A 20120-nucleotide genomic window follows, 5' to 3' on the forward strand; every position below is an offset into this window, starting at 1 on the left:
GTTAGCGGGCAAGCGTTTAATCAGAAAGATCAGGAATCAGAATTTGAGATGACCACTAACTTCTTTCATCCTTTGGTCAAAAAACATAAAAGAGATAAAGACTTTAAATCCCGAGACATCAGGGTGCAAAAAAAGACAGAGAGACTTACAACCAGTCTTTTAGAAAAAAGGTACCTGGATAGTTTAATATACCAGGAATGGGATACCGACTTTAACACATGGAGATTTACAACTAAACAGGAATTTATCTATGAAAATGACAGAATAAAAACAGAAACAGTTTATACATGGAATGGGGCAGAATCAGAATTGACACCAATTCTAAAAAGCGAATACACATTTGATGCCAATGGAAATCTAATTTCAGAAATTCAATCCATTGCAGGCTTGACACTCGATTGGACATTACACCAGAAAACTGATTATACCTACTTTCTTAACAAAGATGGTGTTTATAAATTATTGATTGAGGAAAACTTTGCAAACTATACTGTTAATCCTCAATGGATTAATACATATAAATTTGAATTGTCTTATGATGAATTTGAAACAATGGTAGTTCAGGAGATTGTTTATGAATGGGATGCTGGAGAGAATAAATGGACAAATATGTATTCAGATGATTATGACTATACAAGTGGCTTATTATCTTCTATAATAAATTCTTTATGGAATAATGACGACAACAAATGGGAACCATATGCTAAATGGGACTATTTTAGAGACAGTTTCAAAATAAATGAAGAAATTCAATACTGGTGGGATACAGATCTTACCAACGATTGGGTTCAGGAATCTAGATTTGTGTATGAATATGGAATAGGTCTCGATGCGATGCCTATCTTAACCATTGAAACAGCCTTTATTTGGGATACAGAAAAGGACTATTGGCAAAACTATTATAAGGATGAATATCAATATGACAACCATGGTAATCGATCTTTAGGAACTTATTATGAATGGATTGAAACTCCCGGAGAATGGGCTCAATATTATAAGGATGCATTTATTTTTGATCTCAATTATAGTTTTAGTGACTTAATAGCACCCTTTAATTATGAGGAAGAAATTGATGATACTTCCGTTTATTTTAATAACATGGTTATTGGTTACAGAGGATATGAATATGTGAACCAGGTTTGGGAAGATAACATGAAAATGCTATTTTTTTATTCTGATTACACAAATGTATTAAGCATTGATGATGAAAAATTGCCGAAAGCCATTGCTGTGTATCCAAATCCAGTAAAAGACAAACTATGTATTCAAGGAGTGTCAAAGCCTTCAAAAGTTTCAATCTACAATGTGTTAGGTAAATTAGTGTTCTCTGAAACAACTTCAAGTGAAGTAGATTTGGAGGGCTTACAAAGTGGTATCTATATTGTAAAAATTATGGACCAACAAAAAGAAACAACTCGCAAGTTTATAAAGAACTAATCTTTAGAAATACACTATCTATGAAACAAAGAACCTCTCTTAAAAGAGAGGTTTTTTCTATTTAAACAACTATTAAATACTGTTTATTAGAAACCCTTTAGACTTCACGAGTACTTATTTATCAAATAAGAAAGGGGGCGCGTACATCCACTTTTCCCAAAACAATGATAGGAGTAGAGTGTTTATGTGTATTGCAAGGAAATAGTTATTCTAGGCTCACAATGTCTTTTTATTAAAGGAACTACTTTGTGTATATTTAAAGGTTTAAAATTGTGTATATTTTATATAAAATCACAGAAAAAGATAAAAAAGTTACCTTAATTTTGTACTTTATATCTCTTTTAAAAAAGCTAAAATTTGTTAAAGAAAAGACCGCAATTACCCCAAGAACAATTGATAGATACAGATTATTTTATTTACTGTTTAGAAGCAGTTCCTAATATAGAAACGGTCAAAGTAACCGAGGCACATAAAAGTCTAGAGCAATTGACCATGCAATATGGCATAGCCAGTATTTATAAAACATGCGACACTATTGAAGGGCTAGAAGATAGCATAAACGCATTGGTCTTGGATGATCATAACTTTAAAGACTATGAGATCATCTACTTGGTGATTACGGGTGAAGCAAATAGTATTTGTTTAAATGACTACTACTATAGTTTACAAGAAATTGCAGAAATTTTTGAAGGAAGGTTAAAAGGAAAGATTTTACATTTTTCAAATGCAAAAGTGCTGGATTTAGACGAAGAAGAAGCACAATATTTTTTAGATATCACTGGCGCAAAAGGTGTTTCTGGGTACGGCAATGAATTTAATGGAATAACGAGCTCAAATCTTGATAAAGCATTCTTTAACTTATTTAAAAAGGATGAGAATATCATAGAGGTTGTAGAAGCGTTGCATCAAAAACATTACAATGTCTGTAAATTACTTGATTTTAGATTGTATTATTAAACCAATATTTATATAATTTAATTTTGTAAAATAGGGCTACATTAAGCTTTGTACTCGTTAGCTATCGTTGAACCATATTGCACTGCATTATGGTATTTTGCTTTGGTGAATGGCTTTTACTTCTTACATTTTTATTGTTTTTTTTCTTTACAAAATGTACTTCTACAATTAGAATAAAATCGAGCTTTTTGCGAGATTTATGAACTCCATTAAAAAACACTCTTTTTATACGAATAGCAGAGTAACGAAATATGTATGTAGTGGATTAAAATACTACTACTTTTATCTGTATTTAAGTATTTGCTTAAATACATATAATAAGTATATATTTGAACTATGGAAAAAGCCATTTGTATAAGGTTAAAAGCATACGCTAAACAAATAATAAACTGTAGGGAAGTTGTTCAAGAATTAGAAACTTCTTTTGAGGATCTTTCTAATATTTTAAGTTTAACGGGAAACCCTGTTCGATTAAAGATATTGTATTTATTAAATCAAGAAGGACGTCTTTGTGTTTGTGATTTAAGTGATATTTTAGAAATGAATGTTTCAGCAATTTCACAACATCTAAGAAAACTAAAAGACAGAAAACTTATTTACTCTCAAAAGGAAGCACAAACTATCTTTTATTCCATTAAGAAAGATAAAATATCACTATTAACGCCATTTTTTAAAATAGTAGCAGATAGTAACCTTTTAGAAGTTAAACTATGAGTTCAGAAAAGAAGTTAGTAGGCACCACAATTATTACTGCAATAGCGGCTTCATTATGTTGTGTTACACCCGTTTTAGCCTTAATAGCAGGAACAAGCGGAGTAACAGCAACATTTTCTTGGATTGAACCGTTTAGACCCTACTTAATTGCGCTTACAATTTTAATATTAGCAATTGCTTGGTACCAAAAATTGAAGCCAAAAAAACAAGAAATTGATTGTGAATGTGAAGACGAAAAACCAAAATTCATGAACTCAAAAAAGTTGCTGTTTTTAGTTACGTTGTTTGCAGGATTAATGCTTGCTTTTCCATATTACACTCAAATATTTTACCCAAATACAAATAAGAAAGTAGTTTATGTATCAGAATCTGATCTCAATAAAGTTGAATATCGTATTAAAGGAATGACTTGTACTGGATGCGAAGTACATATAGAAAGTGAAGTGCATCAACTTGATGGAATCATTGAAGTTAAGGCAAATCACGAAAAAGGGAATACAATTGTTAAATACGATAAAACAAAAGTTACCAATAAAGAAATTGAAGATGCTGTTGGAAAAACTGGATATAAAATTATAGAATAATGGAAGTACAATTAAAATCAACAATAACATGCCCAAAATGTAGTCATAAAAAAGAAGAAGAAATGCCAACAAACGCTTGTCAATTCTTTTACGAATGTAACAACTGCAAAGAAGTACTTAAACCTAAAGAAGGAGATTGTTGCGTTTATTGTTCTTACGGCACAGTTGCTTGTCCGCCAATTCAAGAGAATAATAGTTGTTGCTAAATTATTATGTAAAATATAATTTCTATACTTAATTTTAATATCAAAGTATAAGCCATCGATAGCTAATGAATTGCATTTATAAAGAAATTTATTTGAGAGGTTTAGAAATACTAGAAAAGGGCTCGTTACAAATTAGGGCACTTTTAATTAATAGATAAAAATTAGAATTCAGAAGAATTATTGATTAAATATTTAAAAGTCTGGTTTTCTTATGTGCGGCTATATCCTTAAAATTTTATGAGAAGATTTCGTGGTTGTCAAAAATTCTTTTCACTTCCTCAAGTTTTATTGGTTTTATGATATAGGCGGAAATTTCACTTATTTTACCTGCTCTTTCAATATCAATTGGGTTTACCGAAGAGCTTAACATAAAGATGGCGGTTTTTTTTATCATCTCTTTTTTTATTCGCGCATATTCTTCTATAAACATCCACCCATCCATGATTGGCATATTTACATCAAGAAAAAGGATATCTGGTATTTTTTCACTATTCATTTTGTTATTCACAAAATATTGAATGGCTTTTTCTCCATCAAAAAAACTAAGAATATTTTCAGCTAATTTATTTTTGTTGATAATGCTAGTTAATATAAATTGATAAATTGTATCATCATCGATAATCCCAATTAGCGGAATTTTTTTAATCATTATTTTTTTTCTTTAAAATTATTTTGAAAGTAGTTCCTTTGTCCACTTCACTTTCTACAGTTACAGAGCCGCCTACAGCTTCTATTTGAGCTTTAGTCATAAAAAGGCCAACTCCTTTAGAATCTGGGTGCCTATGAAATGTGTTATTAAGCCCAAAAAGTTTGTGCCCGTATTTTTTTAAATCCATGCCCAATCCATTATCTGATGCAATAAGTAAGATTTCATTATTGATAATTTCTGTGTGGAAGTGAATCTGTGCTACGCGATCAGGTGCACGATATCTAATAGAGTTAGATATTAGATTTAGTAGTATACTTTCCATATACAGTTTTGGGTATTCGATAGTAGGAGCTTCACTAAAGTTAGAGGTTACTACTGCTTTTGAATCTAATATTTGAATATCTAAAACTGCGAGTGTCTTCGCAAAAGTAGTATCAAAATTAACAGCGTCGTACATAATATCTTTATTCTCTTGTACTATTAAAGACTCGATTAATTCATTTAATGTTTCACTAAGACGATCAATAACGATTTCAACTTTAGAAAAGAGCATCGCTTTATCCTTTACATCTGTATTTTCTTTATAGAAATCCTTTAATACCATAAGATTACTAACAGGTGCTCTTAAGTTATGTGATGCAATATGTGCGAAACTAGAAAGCTGACTGTTTTTATTTTCTAAATTTTGGTTGAATTCCTCTAATTGTAATTTTTGTTTTGAAATTAATTCAGTCCGACTTCGTAATTCTTTATTGACCGCTGTTAATTTATTAGAGAGCTCATTTGCATTTTTTTTGGACTTTAAAAGTTCCTGCTCATATTTTTTTCTTTGTTCAATATTAAATACTACAGAATGTGTGTATAAATGGGTTTCCGAGATATCTTTTATTTCTACGGAGTTTACTAAGACAGGGAATCTAGTACCCCCTTTTTTTGTAAAATTGAAATTCACTTCTTCTATACTGCCACTTAACTTTAAAGCAGGAGCAAACACATTTTCAAAATATATTTTTTCTCCAAGAGAAAGAAAATCTGTGAACTTTTTTTTACCAATGACTTCTTCTCGCGAATAGTTAATGAGTGCTAAGAAATTCTTATTTGAATTAATGATGGTACCATTAGGTAAGGAACTAAAAAAACCACTAGGAAAGGTTTCATAAAATTCTTTATAATTTATATTATAATCCATTAATTTTGCTTCTTTTATCAAACTATAATAAATAGTTTTTCATTGCTTCAATCGTTTTATTGGGTGCACTCATATGAGGGCAATGACCTATTGTTTCTAATACGACAAGTTTGCTGTTAGAGATGTTGTTATTTACAAATTGTCCTACCTCAACGGAAGCTATAGCATCTGTTTTAGATTGTAGGATTAGTGTATCTGTAGCAAGTTTTTTAAGGTCATTTCTGTTGTCTCCTAAAAAGGTGACTCTTGCAAAATGGGATGCTATTTCTGGATTATTTTGACAAAAACTGGCTTCTAATTCTGCTGCTAACGCTGGTCTGTCAAGATTATCCATAATAACAGGCGCCATCGCACTAGACCAACCTAAGTAATTAGAATCTAAAGTTTCTAAAAGTTCGGCAATATCTTTCTGAGAAAACCCACCAACATAATCAGCATCATTAATATATCTGGGAGATGGCCCAATCATAATTAATTTTTTAAAGAGCGCTGGTCTTTTTATAGCTGCAAGTGTGGCTATCATAGCGCTCACAGAATGCGCAACAATACAAACGTCTTGTAAATTTAGCGCATCACAAATATTGATGATATCATCTGCATGACCTTCAAGCGAATTGTATTTGTCATAATCATAGGCATTTTCATCAGATTTACCTGAGCCAACAAGGTCTATAAGAACTATTTTGTAAGTGTCTTTGAAATGAGGAGTAATAAACCTCCACATATTTTGATCACATCCATATCCGTGAACAAAGAACAGAACTTTGCTACCGGTGCCGTGAATTGTTACATTATTATTTTTTATTAGATTTTCTAACATATGATTGCTTTTAGTAGGATGTAATTTGAGTTTTATGTGGGGCCTACTTTTTCGAAAAACATATTTAATAAATACACTAATTTAAATTGAGAACTTTATATCTATTATAAACCACTCATAATGTACTCTTTTAAAAATTTATTTTTTCATATTTCTCTTATAATACGTTAAGAAGCTTTTTTTATAAATAAATTTTCATGCTTTTATCCAGAACAATAGTAAAGTATTAAAGATCATTAAATTTATAAATTTGATTAAAGGAGACTAATTGTAGATGAAATACAAATAAGTGTAGATAGAAGCATAGTAAAATAAATATTAAAAAGAGAGCATCGACATTCTTTAATTCTTCTAAGTATTTTTAAGTTGGCAGTTTCATTAACTCTTTTTTAATTAATTAAAAATGGAATGAAACCTTTTAACCTTCACGAGTTCCTTTTTATCAAATAGAAAAAGGGACGCATACATACACTTTTTTTCAAAGCAGTAATAGGAGTAAAGTGGGAATGTGTATCGCATGGAAACAGCTATTCTATGGTAAAAATGTCTTTTTATCAATGGAAAAAAGAAAAAGAAACAACTCTTTTACAAGCTCAGAATGACATTCTTACTTTTTCAATTAAAATTTTAAATACCTTTTTAGGTGTCATTTCTGCCTAGGCAGGAATCCATAATCCTGTTATTACAAGGAACGAAGTACTGCATTTGTACCTAAAATAAAGATACTTCATAAAAAAACGATTATATTAGAGGTAATATACTCTATTTCAATAGAATATATTATTAAGAAAAAGAGATTATGAAAAAAGAAAAAAAGTACAAACCAGTATTACAAAATACCCATTTAGAATTTGACCCCCATTTAACAGAAAATGAAGTATGGCTAACTACAGAACAAGCCATGGTACATTTAAATGTTAGCCGCAGTACCATGTACCGATTGCGCAAACAACACAACATTCCTAGTTTTAAACTAGGCCATAGCCCCATGTATCCAAAACACTTATTAAACAAGTTATTTATGCGTAAGGCACTTGGCAATGTAAATAAAACAGAACCCCTTTTTTAGGTTAAAATTGTAGGAACAAATAGTTGACTATTAGTCGATTTTTTTTAAAAAGTATTGAGACCAATATGCACAAAAAAACGTGTTCACAGATCCCATTTCTAATGGTACCTGCAAACACGCTAACCTGTTTAGGGTTTGCATTTTACAACGCGTTCCTTACAGTACTGTAATAGCCCCCATATAGGTGCTAATGGCTGCTAAATTGGTTTCTGGCTTGCTAAAAGAAACCCAAACTTCTACCTCAAAACTTGCCATAAAATTAGGTAGCGTTACGGTTGCCGTTGTAGCATCTCTGGTAGCAACTGCTATGTTGGTATAAAACAAATTTAGCTCAGGTGCATAGACCACAACCATGAATGCATCGGTGGCAGTTGCTTTTCCTTGTCCGCTATTGTCTTGCCAACCAAAATTTAGGGTTTGTTCAGCTGCAGCTGCAACGGTGCCCCCATCAATACCTCTTAAATCGCCTTTGCTTATTACTACTTTGGCGTACTCCATTACCGCGCCGGTAGGGGTGCTAAGTACTGCGTTTTTAAGATGATACGAAGTTGCCAAGTTAGCACGCGATTTATCGCCCTGTGCACTCCCATAATAACTGTTTAAAACGTCTACAATAGGACTTAAAAAACCAATAACGGTTTTAAATTTTAAACGTTGTTCTTCTTGTTTTGCGGTAGCGGTGTAATTACCACGCTGTGGTAAACTACGCATTACATTTTTCCCTCTCCATCTCGCTCCTACTACATTACCTACTTTGCCAGAAAATCCGCCAAGGATGCCTTTTTCAAATGTTGCCATAATAATTAATTTTATGATTAATAGATGCCAAACATAAAACCTAAAATACAGGGAACCAAATACTTGACACGTTCTGACACGTATTGACACAAACTGACGGTTTGTAAACGCTCCTGACCGCTACTGACCCGTTTTGACACCGCATAAAACAAGATGACCTGTATTGACACGTTATGACACAGAAACACCTTTTTTATAGTGGTTTGCTCGGGCTTGGTTCGGACTTGGTTCGGGAGCGGGAAGGCATTATTTTTTAAAAATGGACTTTTTTGGGAGCAAACCCGAGGCAGACTTGTGGAAAGGTTAATTTAGCAAATAAAAACTGAATAGAAAGTGAAGTAGGTTTTTGAAAGTAGGGGAGTACTAGTTAATAATTTTTGCGGTGTTGTAAATAGGCAACCAAAAACTCAGGAATTTATTATTTATGTGCAGTTTTAATGCTTGTAAATAAAACAAAGCTTGGTGAGATCTTTATGAGCGCTGAGTAGCAAAAGGCAAGAGCAAAAAACTAGCACAAATAGCAGTTTCTAATAAACTGCTAAAACAGGCATTTGCTATTGCGAAATCAGGGCAGCGGTATGATCTAACTTTTGTGTTGGTATTTGTGTCTAAATAGTAAATAAAAGCTAAAAAAAAATGGACAAAAAAAGCTTAATTATAAAATTAAGCCTAGAATAATAGTAAAAAAAAATAATGAAGAAAAGCGTTGTTTTTTTGCTCAGTTCTTTGCTGGCATTAGTATATATGTTAGGATTTATTTACTCCAACAATGTCTAAAGTCCTTTTGTGTAACTCACTGATTATTTTTGAAATCGTGTCGAAGTCGATAAAAAAAGCTCCTAATAATATCCCGTCTTCATTTATGAATAAACTGTGAGCCTGTCCTTCAATAATTTTACCTTTCAATATATGTTCATCTGTATGTTCTATTGCGTTTCTAAGAAGTATTACCGTATTAAAGTTTTCTCTCGGTTTTAGCTTTTCGTATTTCTCTGTGTTGTTTCTAGATTTTCTTAATCTATCATAATACTTAACACCTCTGGTTAAAGCATTTAAAGCATTTTCCATATGATTAATTGCGTCTTGATATAAAAATGTATTCAGATGTTTTTCTGATTTTTCATTAGTAAATGACTGCATTATTCCACACGTAAGATTATATTCATGTCTTGCTTTGTCTGAGAGCCGAGACAAGTTCATTAACCATGCACGTTCTGGATTAGTTTTAAATGTTTCTATACCAAAAAGTGAATCAAGAAGAAATTTCTCAGTATTTGTATCGTCAAATTTAATTGGCAGAATATTAGTTTGTCTTGGGACTTTAGGTTCTTTATTAAACATTTCTAGTAATATATTTTCTGTGTTAATTTATTGTTGCTAACGTTGTTCTTTACTTTACCTCATCAATAAAGTAGTTATTATATTTACTAAGAAACAAGAGGAGAACTAAAACGTTGTTTTGAATATCAGTTCCTTTACACGTATCAGTCCTCTTGTTCTTCTTAGGTTGCTTTAGGACCATTTGGAATACCAGGAATTACTTTCTATTAAAGGTGATAGTCATTGCAACATTTATTAACAATTTCTTATTTACAAGAAATAATATTTAAAAATATGAAAAATTATTCAGATGTTATTGGTATTGATGTATCTAAATTAACCTTAGATGCACATATTCACAACAGGGTGGTACACCGCGTATTTTCAAATACGCCTAAAGGGTACAAAGCACTTTTGTCTTGGACAGAAACGTACTTAAAAGAACAGGTTTATTTTTTCTGTTTTGAGAATACAGGACATTACTCTACAAACCTTAGTGTTTATCTGTCAGAAAATGATTTAGATTACGTTGAAGAAAGCCCTTTAGCAATTAACCGCTCGTCAGGTGTTGTTAGAGGAAAAACAGATAAGCTTGATTCAGCTATGATTGCTAGATATGCTTGGCTTTACAAAGAAGAACTTGTTTTAAGTAGTCCAAAAGAACAAGATATTCAAGAATTAGGACGCCTGTTATCCTTTAGAGATCAGTTGGTAAGAGACCGCACGGGTAAAATGAGTAGTCTCAAAGAAATGCAAACCTTGCTTAGCAGTCCATCAACTGATGATTGCTGTAACATTATCAAAAAAACCATTCATTATCTTACAAAACAAATTATAGCATTAGAGAACCATATAAAAAACCTAATGAGTAAGGATGAATCATTACAAAAGAATTATGAGCTTTTAAATACCTTAAAAGGCGTTGGATTAGTGCTTTCTTGTCAGCTGTTATATCACACGAGTAACTTTAAACGATTTGATAGTTGGCGTCAGTTTTCAAGTTATTGTGGTGTAGCTCCTTTTGAGCACAGTTCTGGAACTAGCATACATCGAAAAAATAGAATTCATCACATAGGAGATAGGAAGATGAAAACACTGTTAACACTAGCCAGTGTTAGTGCGATACAATGCGACCAAGAATTAAAACAATATTATAATAAAAAAGTTTCAGAAGGAAAACCAAAAATGGTTGCTATCAATAATGTTAGAAATAAGATTTTATCAAGAGCTTTTGCAGTAGTAAAAAGAGGAACTCCTTATGTCGTATTACAAAAATTTGTAGCTTAAAAAAAATATTTTATTTAATTAGGATTTGACCTTGGAATACGTATATGAAAAGTAGCAGATAGAAATGCTGTTAATTTTCAGGTTATGAAAAAAATAGCAGAAATAAACTAAACTTTAAGTTAAGCCATTAACTGCTATTTTTTATATACTATGTTAGCAAACGTTATTTTTATTCTTTTATAAATTTAATTGTATTTCCGTTATCAAATTTCAAAAAGTAAATTCCGTTAGAGAAGTTTTTTATTGCAATTTCTCCATTATCAATTATTTTTCCTTTAATAATTTCAGTCCCTAAAACATCGTATACTCTAAAGTTTTCTCTATTTTTTAGACCAGAAATAGTTATAAAATCTGAAGCTGGATTTGGGTATATTTTTATTGCATTATTGCTGTTAAAATTTTCAACTCCTAGAGTACCTATTACAGCAGTAATCTCAACACCATAGAAACATTGTTGCGTTGAAGTTGATATTGATATCGTGTTAACTCCTCCAACTACATAAGCTCCAGCAATTGCTGGTGTAACCGTAATAGAAATATTTTTTGTAATATTTGGGTTAGATGCAATTGACTCACAAGCACAATTGGTTCCTGTAGTTGTTCCAGTACCAACAGAAACATTGTTAAGAAAAACTTCAAAATCCCCATTACAAGCATCATATACGTCCATGTCGATTGCAGTAAGTGTCCCTGAAGTATTTGTGTCAGTAAAGGTTCCGACATTAATTGCAGCACCTGCTGAGATGCAAAGAAATGGATTGTCTATTCCTGTATTTGCAGAGCAATTACCTGAACCTGATGCATCAATGATGTAGGTTTGAGCTTGTGAGAAGCTTGTTAATAAAATACAGAAAGTTAAAATTGTTTTAAAGTAAATTTTTTTCATTGGGTTAAAGTTTAATTATTAATATTTGGTTTTAATGTTTGCTAACGTTGTTGTACAAGATTAGTTGCGTTGGTTAAGCAATATATTTACTAAATAATTACTGACAAAGAAAATCCGCGAGGATTTTCGTAAGTGAGCAAAAAGCAAGCAATTAATTTTGTACGGTGTTAGCAACTGTTTTATTCTCGATTATTTGACGTCTATTTATAATAAATAAGATTCCAAACTGCCATAATCCAATTGCAATGAATAAAGGATAAATCTCTAAACCAGATAAAACCTCCTTATATGTCGCAATAATTCCGATAATAATTCCAAGAATATAATCTATGGGTTTGAATCTTAATTTCGCATTTAGTTGAATAATTATTAAAGAAAGTAATCCTCCAAATCCACCAAGAGTTCTACTTCTAAACTCTAATAAGATTTCAGAGTTTTTAGTTGCGTACATAAGTGTTAAATAGAATGATATACATAGACATACTACAAGTAATAGCCCAGTTTTTTCCTTTAATGCCTTTTTCAAGGCAATTGCAATTCCAATTCCGAAGAATAATCCAGGAAAGTATAGCATTAAGATAAACAGTCCATCGTTCGTTTTTTCTCCGATAAACGTCAACAATAGATATAGGACTGTGACAATTCCGCCTATAATTAGAGTTCTATATTTATGTTTTAAATGCAAAGTTGGTCGTTTTTTTTTGTAATTGTTGCTAACGGTTTGTGTATGGTGTCGTAGCATCCCGAAGGGTGCTATGCACTATACACGGTGTTAGGCACTGACTTTTCTGTATTTTAATTCCAATTCGGTAAATAAATTATATGGTCTTAAAATCTCATTTTCAATTGATAAGAATACAGCTCTAGTGAAAGTTTTCAAAGTAAAACTGTATGTGTTTTTTATCTTTTTTATTAAATTAAAGAAAAATTCTAAAAAGTCTTTTCCGTGTATAAATAATCTAGATTCATTTAGCTCTTTATATTTTTCCTTAACAAATTTGATTTCTTCTTCAAATTCTATTTTTTTATTTAAACAGTTATTCTTGTTAAGGAATTTATGCAAAACCTCTACTTGATTGTATGACATAGAACCCTGTGAATATTGAAAAACTTTTTCAGGTTGGATTAATTGATAGCTACAATTAATTTTTTCACGTGCATATCTTAAACAAAAGTTGTCAACTAAAATGGGTGTTAATGTTTTAATGACTTCTACAGAAGATAATGGGAAGTTTTTTAATCCAATTTTTAGAATTTTATTCAAACTTTTTTCATTAAATAAGTACATTTCTAAATTTGCGAAATCAGTATAGGATAGATATGGATTAGAGTCAGCGTCTTCTTTTAACGTTTCAAAATCTTTATCTATAATGCAGGTAACATTTTTAAGTGAATCGTTAAATTTTTCGTGTATTTTTTTTGATAGAAATAATACTTTTTCGCGATTTGATAAGAGATTTATACCTACATCAGAAAAGTCAATAATATCTATTGGGTAAATTTGGACATCGTTAATTGAATGACATTCAAGGAATAATTCAAAAATATTGGCATCTTCAGGACCTTCTATAAATAAATCTTTACTCTTAGGTTCTAGTTCAAGCAAGGCTAAATGTTCACTTAATTTTCTTTTGTAATTTCCTGCCATAGTTTAATCTTCTAATTTTACAACATTATTAGTATTTGGTGCTAATAGTTCAATAGAATGAGTTGCAATTATGAATTGAACATTGTTTTTTGAACTAAATTTTAATAATGTCTTTAAAAGCATTCTTTGCCATTTAATATTTAAAGAAATTTCAGGTTCATCTATAATAAAAATTGTCGCTTTGTCTGTTGCAGTTATCGTATTTATAAATAAAAGTAATAATTGCTTTTCACCCGAAGATAACATTTGAAGGTGAAGTGGTTCTCCTGACTTATGCTTGATAGAAAATCCTCTAGTTAGATTGAAAGACAATGTTTTATTAGTATAGAAATCGTTTATAGCATTTATAAAATCATTAATTACGTCATATAGACCTTGAAGAGCATCTAATCTTGCATTTGTACTATTAACAAATAATTGGATAATACCTGGTAGAGATCCTTTATTTTCGATACTAATTGATGAAATAGAACTTTTTAGTTCTTTAAAATCTAATGAATCAATTAACCCTATTTCTGAAAGTTTTTCGCTTTGTTTTTCTAAAACATTTATTTTCTTTATCAACTGATTTAGAGGTGGTATTTTTTCTTTAGGTTTATCAACGTTTTTTATTAATTCACTATAAATATGCAGAGTATTAGTTTCTCCCACTTTTGAACTTTGAATAACTTGTTTTCTAATCCAATCTATAAATCTTTCAACAGTTAATTCAAGTGATAATCTTTTTTCGTTAAGATATTTCTTAGTTCTTATTTTTTCATACCTATTTGAAAGTTCAATGTCTGATGTGTTGGATAAAAACCCTATTTCGTCATCGTGGTCACTTGAGTCTTGACTACTTAAAGTTTTTCGATCCTCTGAAAGAAAATAAATTGAAATATTTAAGTCCTGAATAAAGTCAAGAAATTTTCTGAATTCAATATCTTCAGGAGTAAAAGGTTCAACTTGAATTTCGTGAGTATTTTTTGCTGCTTTTAACTCAATTTTTCTAAGAAAACGACCACCTTTCTTAATATAATAAGTGTATGAACCAATAACAGATTTTGTTCTTGACGCTCCGATTTCAATTCCATTTGTAAGCTTTATTGAAAATAATTCAAATTTAGTTTGTGCTAGTTTAGTCTTATAACCACTTCTGTCTTTTGTTGATAAAAGATAAAAAATTAGATTTAAAACAGTTGTTTTACCTGCACCATTATCTCCGTAAAGAATAAAGAGCTTATTCAACTCTTTAATATCACCTTTCTTAGGAAGGTCATAGTTGTAATGTCCAAATAACTTGTTGACTTTTATTGCTTTTATTCCTATTCCTGTATTTATTTCTGTCATTTTTTTTAGTTTGTGCCTAACAATTGTATATGCGTATTGTTGATATATCACATATATGTTGTACGTTTTAAAATTAACTTTTATTCGCTTATCGTTCTTTTTTGTCCGGATAAACGGAAGTTTATGTTTTATAATAATTTGTTTTATTAGAGCAAAAGATATCTGTTGGTACCTATAAATTTTGCGGTTTACCACAATTATACATGTGGATTACCGCAAAGATTCTTGTTTTTTTACAGTAATTTATACTCTAGTTCTAACTGAAGCTGTGTATACTTAAAAATACAATGTGCCAATCTACTTGTTTTAAGTATAAAAATATAGCGTATTAATACCCTTTTTTAATGAGGTAGATCTAAAAAAACAATAATTGGGTTTTCAGAAAAAGTAGACGTTGTTAAAGAACTATTATAAGAATAGCGTTTTTTGTATACCGATTACATATTGTTTCTGGTCGCGTAGGGATTTGGTTTGTAACTGTAGTATCTCAAATTCAAGGAAAGTTGCGTACAGATTAAAATACTTATGTCTGATATGATATATAAATAGCCGTGAAATACGGCGATGGTTTAAGGAAGCTTTTAATAATGAATCATTCACCGGATAATCCATCATTAAAAATGTATTATAATGTGCTGCGTAGAGCCTGTCCCGAACTTGATTCGCGATTACTTTGCTTTGGGTTAAAGCGCCATTATTACTTCAAATTTTCTTTTATTTTTTTCTTCTCAAATCTTTCTTTAAAATCTTAATGGAATAGACTTTTTACAAAACGACGTAGGAGGGAAGCGTAATGTGTGGAATAGTTTGTTTAACTCTGGTGAATTGAGGTGCACTAGCTATGGCTTTACTATGAAGTATCCATGCAGTAACTAAGGAGTAATCATTGTTTCATAATTATTGTCATTAAAAATTATATTACACATTTACATTATTTAGCATTTTACCAAACAATAAAAAACTAACTATATATTCAATTTATTATTTCAAGTTCAAATTTGAGCCCCATCTGCAGCGGTCTTATTATATCTTTTTAACATTAAAATAATATTCCCCTTGAAATATTACATTCATTTTAATGTAATGTTAGATAAAGGTTATTTACCGCCTTATTGTTACCCTAAACAATATAAAAAGTTTTCCTTTTGTTAATGTCACAAAAAACAAATAAACTGAATACTGATGTAGTTTTGGAGAAAATTTAATCAAATTAAAATGAAACAAAAAAACTATCTGAAATTAATTATTGTAACGGTATTCTTTGCCTTATGTTATGTGAAGTCGACTGCTCAAACAGGAACTATTAGTGGTGTTATTACTGATGATTACGGCTTGTATATGCCAGGAGCAAACCTTTATATTGAAAGTATTAAAAAAGGAACAGTTTCTGACTTTAATGGACGATTTACTTTAGTGCAAGTACCTATTGGAAATCAAGACTTGAAAATTACATACCTTGGTTATACAGATGTAGTGGAAACAGTTGAAGTAATTAAAGGTAAAACTACAGCATTAAAATTTGTAATGAAGACAGACAATAATGTTTTAGAAGAAGTAATTATTTCAACAAGTACGGGTGGAGAAGCAAAAGCTTTGAACAAACAAAAATCAAATTTAAATATTACCAATGTAATTTCTACCGATCAAATTGGTAAATTTCCTGATGCTAATATAGGTGATGCAATAAAACGTATACCAGGTATTACGATGCAACTAGACCAAGGTGAAGCTCGTAACATAATTGTTCGTGGTTTATCACCACAATTAAACTCGGTAACGCTAAATGGTAGTCGTATTCCATCTGCCGAAGGAGATAATAGAAATATACAAATGGATTTAATTCCGTCTGATATGATACAGTCCATCGAGGTAAACAAAGCCGTAACGCCAGATATGGATGCAGATGCGATTGGTGGTTCGGTAAATTTAGTAACTCGTACAGCACCTCAAAACTTTAGACTATCGGCAACTGGTGGTTCTGGTTTAAACTTTATTAATGACAAAAGAATTTTAAACGGATCTTTATTATTAGGTGACAGAAGTAAAAACGGTAAATTTGGTTGGATGATTTCTGCATCGGTAAACGATTCGGATTTCGGTTCAGATAACTTTGAAGCAGATTGGGATAATAAGTTCGAATACAATACTGGAGTTCAAGATACAGACGCAGAAGATATTTTAGAGAAAGTAGATGTTAATCCGTATGCAAAAGAATTTCAAATTAGAAAGTACTTGGTGCAACGTATTCGTCGTAGTTTTTCTGCAAACTTAGATTATCAGTTAAACAGTAGCAACCACTTGTACTTTAAGTCAATGTACAATTGGCGTGATGACCGTGAAAACCGTTTCCGTTTAAAGCAAGAAATTAAAGACGGTGAAGATATTGCTGCCGATGAGTTTACAATTACAAATAATAACCTTGTAAGTTTTCCTGTAGATGTTAAAAGAGAAACAAAAGGAGGAATTAACAACAGTAGAAATAAAAATCGTCGTTTAGAAGATCAACGTATGCAAAATTATACGCTTGGTGGAGATCATTTATTTGGCAATGTAGAAATAGATTGGATGGCATCTTTTGCTAAAGCATCAGAAGAGCGTTTAAACGAACGTTATGTTACTTTTGAGTATGACGGAGATGACCCAATTATTGTAAACAACGATGTTTCTAATTTAAAATCCCCAAATTACACACCTGTAAACCAGCAAGTGGCAAATAATTTAAACGATTTTGTTTTAGATGAACTTTCAGAACAAAATCAATATACCGATGAAAAAGATTTTAACATTTTCACGAACTTTAAACTGCCTTTACAGGTGTTTAATAGTGAAAACGGATTCTTAAAATTCGGATTTAGAGCTCGTTTAAAAGACAAGCAACGTAATAATAATTTCTATGAATTTAAAGATGCGTTTGAAGATACGTATTCTAATCTGAGTATAGTTAATACAAGAGATTATTCACAAAACGATTTTTTGGCAGGAAGTCAATATCAAGCAGGAATATTTGCAACCCCAGAGTGGTTGGGTAATGCGCCCTTAAGCACAGCAGACGGAGAAATTGTGTATGATGAGTTTTTAGGTGAAAACTTTAAAGCCAAAGAAAATGTATACGCAGCTTATATAATGACAGAACAAAAACTGTTAGATAAGTTAACAGCTTTGGTAGGTGTTCGTATTGAAAACACCAACAACAAAACAACCGGAAATATTATAGAGTATAACGAAGATGGCGATTACGATTCTCATACACCTACTACAGAAGAAAATACATATACAAATGTTTTACCGGGGCTTCATTTAAAATATAATTTTAATAGAAATACCATTTTGCGTTTTGCATACACCAACACTATTGCAAGACCTAATTATATAGATTTAGTTCCATTTAGAAATATAGTTAGAGAAGATGAAGAAATAAGTATTGGTAATTCAAATTTAGACCCTGCAAAATCATTGAACTTTGATTTAATGGCAGAACATTATTTCTCAAACGTAGGTATAGTGTCGGGTGGTTTATTCTATAAAAACATTAAAGATTTTGCGTACGTATCCGTTACAGAAGCAACTGATAATAGTTTAGGTGCAGATACAAACGGATTTGATGTATTTAGACCTAAAAATGGTGAGGATGCTTCCGTTTTTGGTATTGAATTAGCTTTTCAACGTAAACTAGATTTCTTACCAAGTTTTGCTAAAAACCTAAACATTTACTTAAATTATACCTACTTAACATCTCATGCTAATGGTATTAATAACGAAGATGGAGATGAAAGAACCGATATGACATTGCCAAACACTTCACCAAATATGTTTAACGGTTCGTTAGGCTATGACGATGGAAAATTCACAGCACGTATTTCTAGTAATTTCGCTGATGCGTATTTAGATGAAATAGGTTCAAATGAATTTACAGATAGATACTACGATAAGCAATTCTTTTTAGATATAAATGTTGGATATGCAATTACTAAGCAATTGAGAGTTTATGCAGACTTAACCAATTTAACAGACCAACCATTACGCTACTACCAAGGAGCAAAAAATCGTACTATGCAAGCTGAGTATTATGGTAAAAGATTAACTTTTGGTTTAAAATATGACATATTCAAAAAATCAAAAGAATCAAAAAGCAACTAAAAATGAAAAAACAAATCCTATTAACGATAGCATCAATAGTAATTATTTCTTGTAAAAATGGAAGTAAATTACCACCAATAAACCCCGATGTAATTACAGAACAAACCATTAATGATACAGATGACCCTGCTATTTGGGTAAATCCTAAAGACGCATCAAAAAGTATTGTTTTTGGTACAGATAAAAAAACAAACGGGGCTATTTACGCATTCGATTTAGATGGAAAGATTATTGAAGAGAAAACCATTAGAAATATAAAGCGACCAAACAATGTAGATTTAGCATATGGTTTTAACCTAAACGATAGCATAAAAGTTGATGTAATCGCTTTTACCGAACGTGAAAAACAACAAATTCGATTGTTTTCTGTGCCAGATATGAAACCATTAGATAATGGTGGATTTAAAGTATTTACAGATACAACCGAGCCAGAATTTAATTTACCAATGGGTATTGCGCTATACAAATCGCCAAAAACAGAAAAGTTATATGCAATTGTAAGCCGTAAAACAGGTCCGTTAGAAAACTATTTATATCAATATGAAATATATGCTGATTCAACAGGAACTCACTCTAAATTGGTTAGAAAGTTTGGTGAGTTCAGCGGAAAAAAAGAAATTGAAGCTATAGCTGTTGATAACGAGTTAGGATATGTATATTATTCAGATGAACAACATTGCATCAGAAAGTACCTTGCAGAACCTTCTGCTTCTAGCGAAGAAATTGCGTGCTTTGGTGGCGATAAATTTTTAGAGGATATTGAAGGAATTGCGATTGCAAAAATCGATGAAAATAATGGATATATTATTGTTTCAAATCAGCAATTAGGTGAGTTTAATATCTTTGACCGTCAAACAAATGAATTTATTAAAGCCGTAAATTTAACGACTACTGCATCAGACGGATGTGATGTTGTAACAGTACCTTTAGGAGCTAAATTTCCTAACGGGTTATTCGTTGCGATGAATGACAATAAGGAGTTTTATTTTTATGATTTTAAAAAAATTATTGAGTAGATAACTAAAAGAATTCTTTTTTTAAAACTCTACTTGATGCGAAATCGGGTAGGGTTTTATTGTTTTAATCAACA

General features: G+C 31.0%; 18 protein-coding genes and 1 pseudogene. 10 read left to right on the plus strand and 9 right to left on the minus strand.

Translation table 11 applies throughout. The features are described from left to right. The first annotated feature begins 123 nt into the window (after positions 1-123). The 5 genes from BTO04_RS02655 to BTO04_RS15455 all read left to right on the plus strand — a co-directional run bounded on the left by BTO04_RS02655 (position 124) and on the right by BTO04_RS15455 (position 3898). Positions 124-1437 (plus strand): T9SS type A sorting domain-containing protein, encoded by a 1314-nt coding sequence (locus BTO04_RS02655; protein ID WP_157662413.1) that lies wholly within the window; start codon positions 124-126, stop codon positions 1435-1437. Positions 1438-1794: 357 nt separating this feature from the next. Beyond that, the gene (locus tag BTO04_RS02660; protein WP_087563025.1) at positions 1795-2394 is read left to right on the plus strand and encodes a DUF6642 family protein; all 600 of its coding nucleotides are present in this window, start codon (positions 1795-1797) and stop codon (positions 2392-2394) included. 336 nt (positions 2395-2730) lie between these two features. Further along, entirely contained in the window at positions 2731-3108 is a 378-nt protein-coding gene (locus tag BTO04_RS02665; protein ID WP_087563026.1) for a metalloregulator ArsR/SmtB family transcription factor, read from the plus strand. After that, positions 3105-3692 (plus strand): mercuric transport protein MerTP, encoded by a 588-nt coding sequence (merTP, locus tag BTO04_RS02670; protein WP_087563027.1) that lies wholly within the window; start codon positions 3105-3107, stop codon positions 3690-3692. The genes BTO04_RS02665 and merTP overlap by 4 nt, the downstream gene beginning before the upstream one ends. Beyond that, positions 3692-3898 (plus strand): GDCCVxC domain-containing (seleno)protein, encoded by a 207-nt coding sequence (locus BTO04_RS15455; protein WP_087563028.1) that lies wholly within the window; start codon positions 3692-3694, stop codon positions 3896-3898. Before merTP ends, BTO04_RS15455 begins: the two co-directional genes overlap by 1 nt. 235 nt (positions 3899-4133) lie before the next feature. Here the strand turns inward: BTO04_RS15455 and BTO04_RS02680 are convergent, their stop codons facing one another. The 3 genes from BTO04_RS02680 to BTO04_RS02690 are packed head-to-tail and all read right to left on the minus strand — an operon-like array spanning position 4134 to position 6556. Further along, positions 4134-4547, minus strand: coding sequence for a response regulator (locus BTO04_RS02680; RefSeq protein WP_087563029.1), 414 nt, complete (start codon positions 4545-4547; stop codon positions 4134-4136). Beyond that, entirely contained in the window at positions 4540-5757 is a 1218-nt protein-coding gene (locus BTO04_RS02685; RefSeq protein ID WP_232455935.1) for an ATP-binding protein, read from the minus strand. The genes BTO04_RS02680 and BTO04_RS02685 overlap by 8 nt, the downstream gene beginning before the upstream one ends. Position 5758: 1 nt before the next feature. After that, positions 5759-6556, minus strand: a complete 798-nt coding sequence (locus BTO04_RS02690) for an alpha/beta fold hydrolase (protein WP_087563031.1) — start codon at positions 6554-6556, stop codon at positions 5759-5761. Between the two features lie 799 nt (positions 6557-7355). Between BTO04_RS02690 and BTO04_RS02695 the strand changes: the two genes are divergently transcribed. Next, entirely contained in the window at positions 7356-7625 is a 270-nt protein-coding gene (locus BTO04_RS02695; protein ID WP_087563032.1) for a helix-turn-helix domain-containing protein, read from the plus strand. A gap of 156 nt (positions 7626-7781) precedes the next feature. Here BTO04_RS02695 and BTO04_RS02700 read toward each other — a convergent pair whose 3' ends face one another. Continuing rightward, on the minus strand, positions 7782-8423 hold the full coding sequence (locus tag BTO04_RS02700; protein ID WP_087563033.1) for a DUF6266 family protein: 642 nt from the start codon (positions 8421-8423) through the stop codon (positions 7782-7784). A 391-nt stretch (positions 8424-8814) separates the two neighbouring features. On the opposite strand from BTO04_RS02700, the pseudogene BTO04_RS15460 reads away from it, so the two are divergent. After that, positions 8815-9039, plus strand: a pseudogene (locus BTO04_RS15460) (IS110 family transposase); the annotation flags it as partial. Positions 9040-9170: 131 nt separating this feature from the next. On the opposite strand, the gene BTO04_RS02710 reads toward BTO04_RS15460, so the two are convergent. After that, a complete protein-coding gene (locus BTO04_RS02710) occupies positions 9171-9764 on the minus strand; it encodes a hypothetical protein (RefSeq protein ID WP_087563034.1) in 594 nt (197 codons plus the stop codon). A gap of 273 nt (positions 9765-10037) precedes the next feature. Here BTO04_RS02710 and BTO04_RS02715 point away from each other — a divergent pair, with 273 nt between their 5' ends. Continuing rightward, positions 10038-11030, plus strand: coding sequence for an IS110 family transposase (locus tag BTO04_RS02715; RefSeq protein ID WP_087563035.1), 993 nt, complete (start codon positions 10038-10040; stop codon positions 11028-11030). A 169-nt stretch (positions 11031-11199) separates the two neighbouring features. On the opposite strand, the gene BTO04_RS02720 is transcribed toward BTO04_RS02715, so the two are convergent. From BTO04_RS02720 to BTO04_RS02735, 4 genes are all read right to left on the minus strand, one after another. Then, positions 11200-11916 carry a T9SS type A sorting domain-containing protein gene (locus BTO04_RS02720; RefSeq protein WP_087563036.1) on the minus strand — a complete coding sequence of 239 codons (717 nt, stop codon included), beginning with the start codon at positions 11914-11916 and terminating at the stop codon, positions 11200-11202. 151 nt (positions 11917-12067) lie between these two features. Beyond that, positions 12068-12367 carry a hypothetical protein gene (locus BTO04_RS15155; protein ID WP_157662414.1) on the minus strand — a complete coding sequence of 100 codons (300 nt, stop codon included), beginning with the start codon at positions 12365-12367 and terminating at the stop codon, positions 12068-12070. Between the two features lie 321 nt (positions 12368-12688). Continuing rightward, complete coding sequence (locus tag BTO04_RS02730) at positions 12689-13564, minus strand: DUF4435 domain-containing protein (RefSeq protein ID WP_087563038.1); 876 nt, start codon at positions 13562-13564, stop codon at positions 12689-12691. 3 nt (positions 13565-13567) lie between these two features. After that, on the minus strand, positions 13568-14893 hold the full coding sequence (locus tag BTO04_RS02735; protein ID WP_157662415.1) for an AAA family ATPase: 1326 nt from the start codon (positions 14891-14893) through the stop codon (positions 13568-13570). A gap of 1215 nt (positions 14894-16108) precedes the next feature. Between BTO04_RS02735 and BTO04_RS02740 the strand changes: the two genes are divergently transcribed. Both BTO04_RS02740 and BTO04_RS02745 read left to right on the plus strand, forming a co-directional pair. Continuing rightward, the gene (locus BTO04_RS02740) at positions 16109-19030 is read left to right on the plus strand and encodes a TonB-dependent receptor (protein ID WP_198342097.1); all 2922 of its coding nucleotides are present in this window, start codon (positions 16109-16111) and stop codon (positions 19028-19030) included. Positions 19031-19032: 2 nt separating this feature from the next. After that, on the plus strand, positions 19033-20046 hold the full coding sequence (locus BTO04_RS02745; protein ID WP_087563040.1) for a phytase: 1014 nt from the start codon (positions 19033-19035) through the stop codon (positions 20044-20046). Positions 20047-20120: the final 74 nt, after the last annotated feature.

This window comes from Polaribacter sp. SA4-10 (assembly GCF_002163835.1).
GTDB lineage: Bacteria > Bacteroidota > Bacteroidia > Flavobacteriales > Flavobacteriaceae > Polaribacter.

Bases quoted from the DNA above. Each gene is read 5' to 3' on its own strand.
- BTO04_RS02695 (WP_087563032.1), top strand. From the start codon at position 7,356: ATGAAAAAAGAAAAAAAGTACAAACCAGTATTACAAAATACCCATTTA.
- BTO04_RS15155 (WP_157662414.1), bottom strand. From the start codon at position 12,367: ATGTACGCAACTAAAAACTCTGAAATCTTATTAGAGTTTAGAAGTAGA.
- BTO04_RS02735 (WP_157662415.1), bottom strand. From the start codon at position 14,893: ATGACAGAAATAAATACAGGAATAGGAATAAAAGCAATAAAAGTCAAC.
- BTO04_RS02690 (WP_087563031.1), bottom strand. From the start codon at position 6,556: ATGTTAGAAAATCTAATAAAAAATAATAATGTAACAATTCACGGCACC.
- BTO04_RS02700 (WP_087563033.1), bottom strand. From the start codon at position 8,423: ATGGCAACATTTGAAAAAGGCATCCTTGGCGGATTTTCTGGCAAAGTA.
- BTO04_RS02740 (WP_198342097.1), top strand. From the start codon at position 16,109: ATGAAACAAAAAAACTATCTGAAATTAATTATTGTAACGGTATTCTTT.
- BTO04_RS02665 (WP_087563026.1), top strand. From the start codon at position 2,731: ATGGAAAAAGCCATTTGTATAAGGTTAAAAGCATACGCTAAACAAATA.
- BTO04_RS02730 (WP_087563038.1), bottom strand. From the start codon at position 13,564: ATGGCAGGAAATTACAAAAGAAAATTAAGTGAACATTTAGCCTTGCTT.
- BTO04_RS02680 (WP_087563029.1), bottom strand. From the start codon at position 4,547: ATGATTAAAAAAATTCCGCTAATTGGGATTATCGATGATGATACAATT.
- BTO04_RS02720 (WP_087563036.1), bottom strand. From the start codon at position 11,916: ATGAAAAAAATTTACTTTAAAACAATTTTAACTTTCTGTATTTTATTA.
- BTO04_RS02745 (WP_087563040.1), top strand. From the start codon at position 19,033: ATGAAAAAACAAATCCTATTAACGATAGCATCAATAGTAATTATTTCT.
- BTO04_RS02710 (WP_087563034.1), bottom strand. From the start codon at position 9,764: ATGTTTAATAAAGAACCTAAAGTCCCAAGACAAACTAATATTCTGCCA.
- BTO04_RS15455 (WP_087563028.1), top strand. From the start codon at position 3,692: ATGGAAGTACAATTAAAATCAACAATAACATGCCCAAAATGTAGTCAT.
- BTO04_RS02715 (WP_087563035.1), top strand. From the start codon at position 10,038: ATGAAAAATTATTCAGATGTTATTGGTATTGATGTATCTAAATTAACC.
- merTP (WP_087563027.1), top strand. From the start codon at position 3,105: ATGAGTTCAGAAAAGAAGTTAGTAGGCACCACAATTATTACTGCAATA.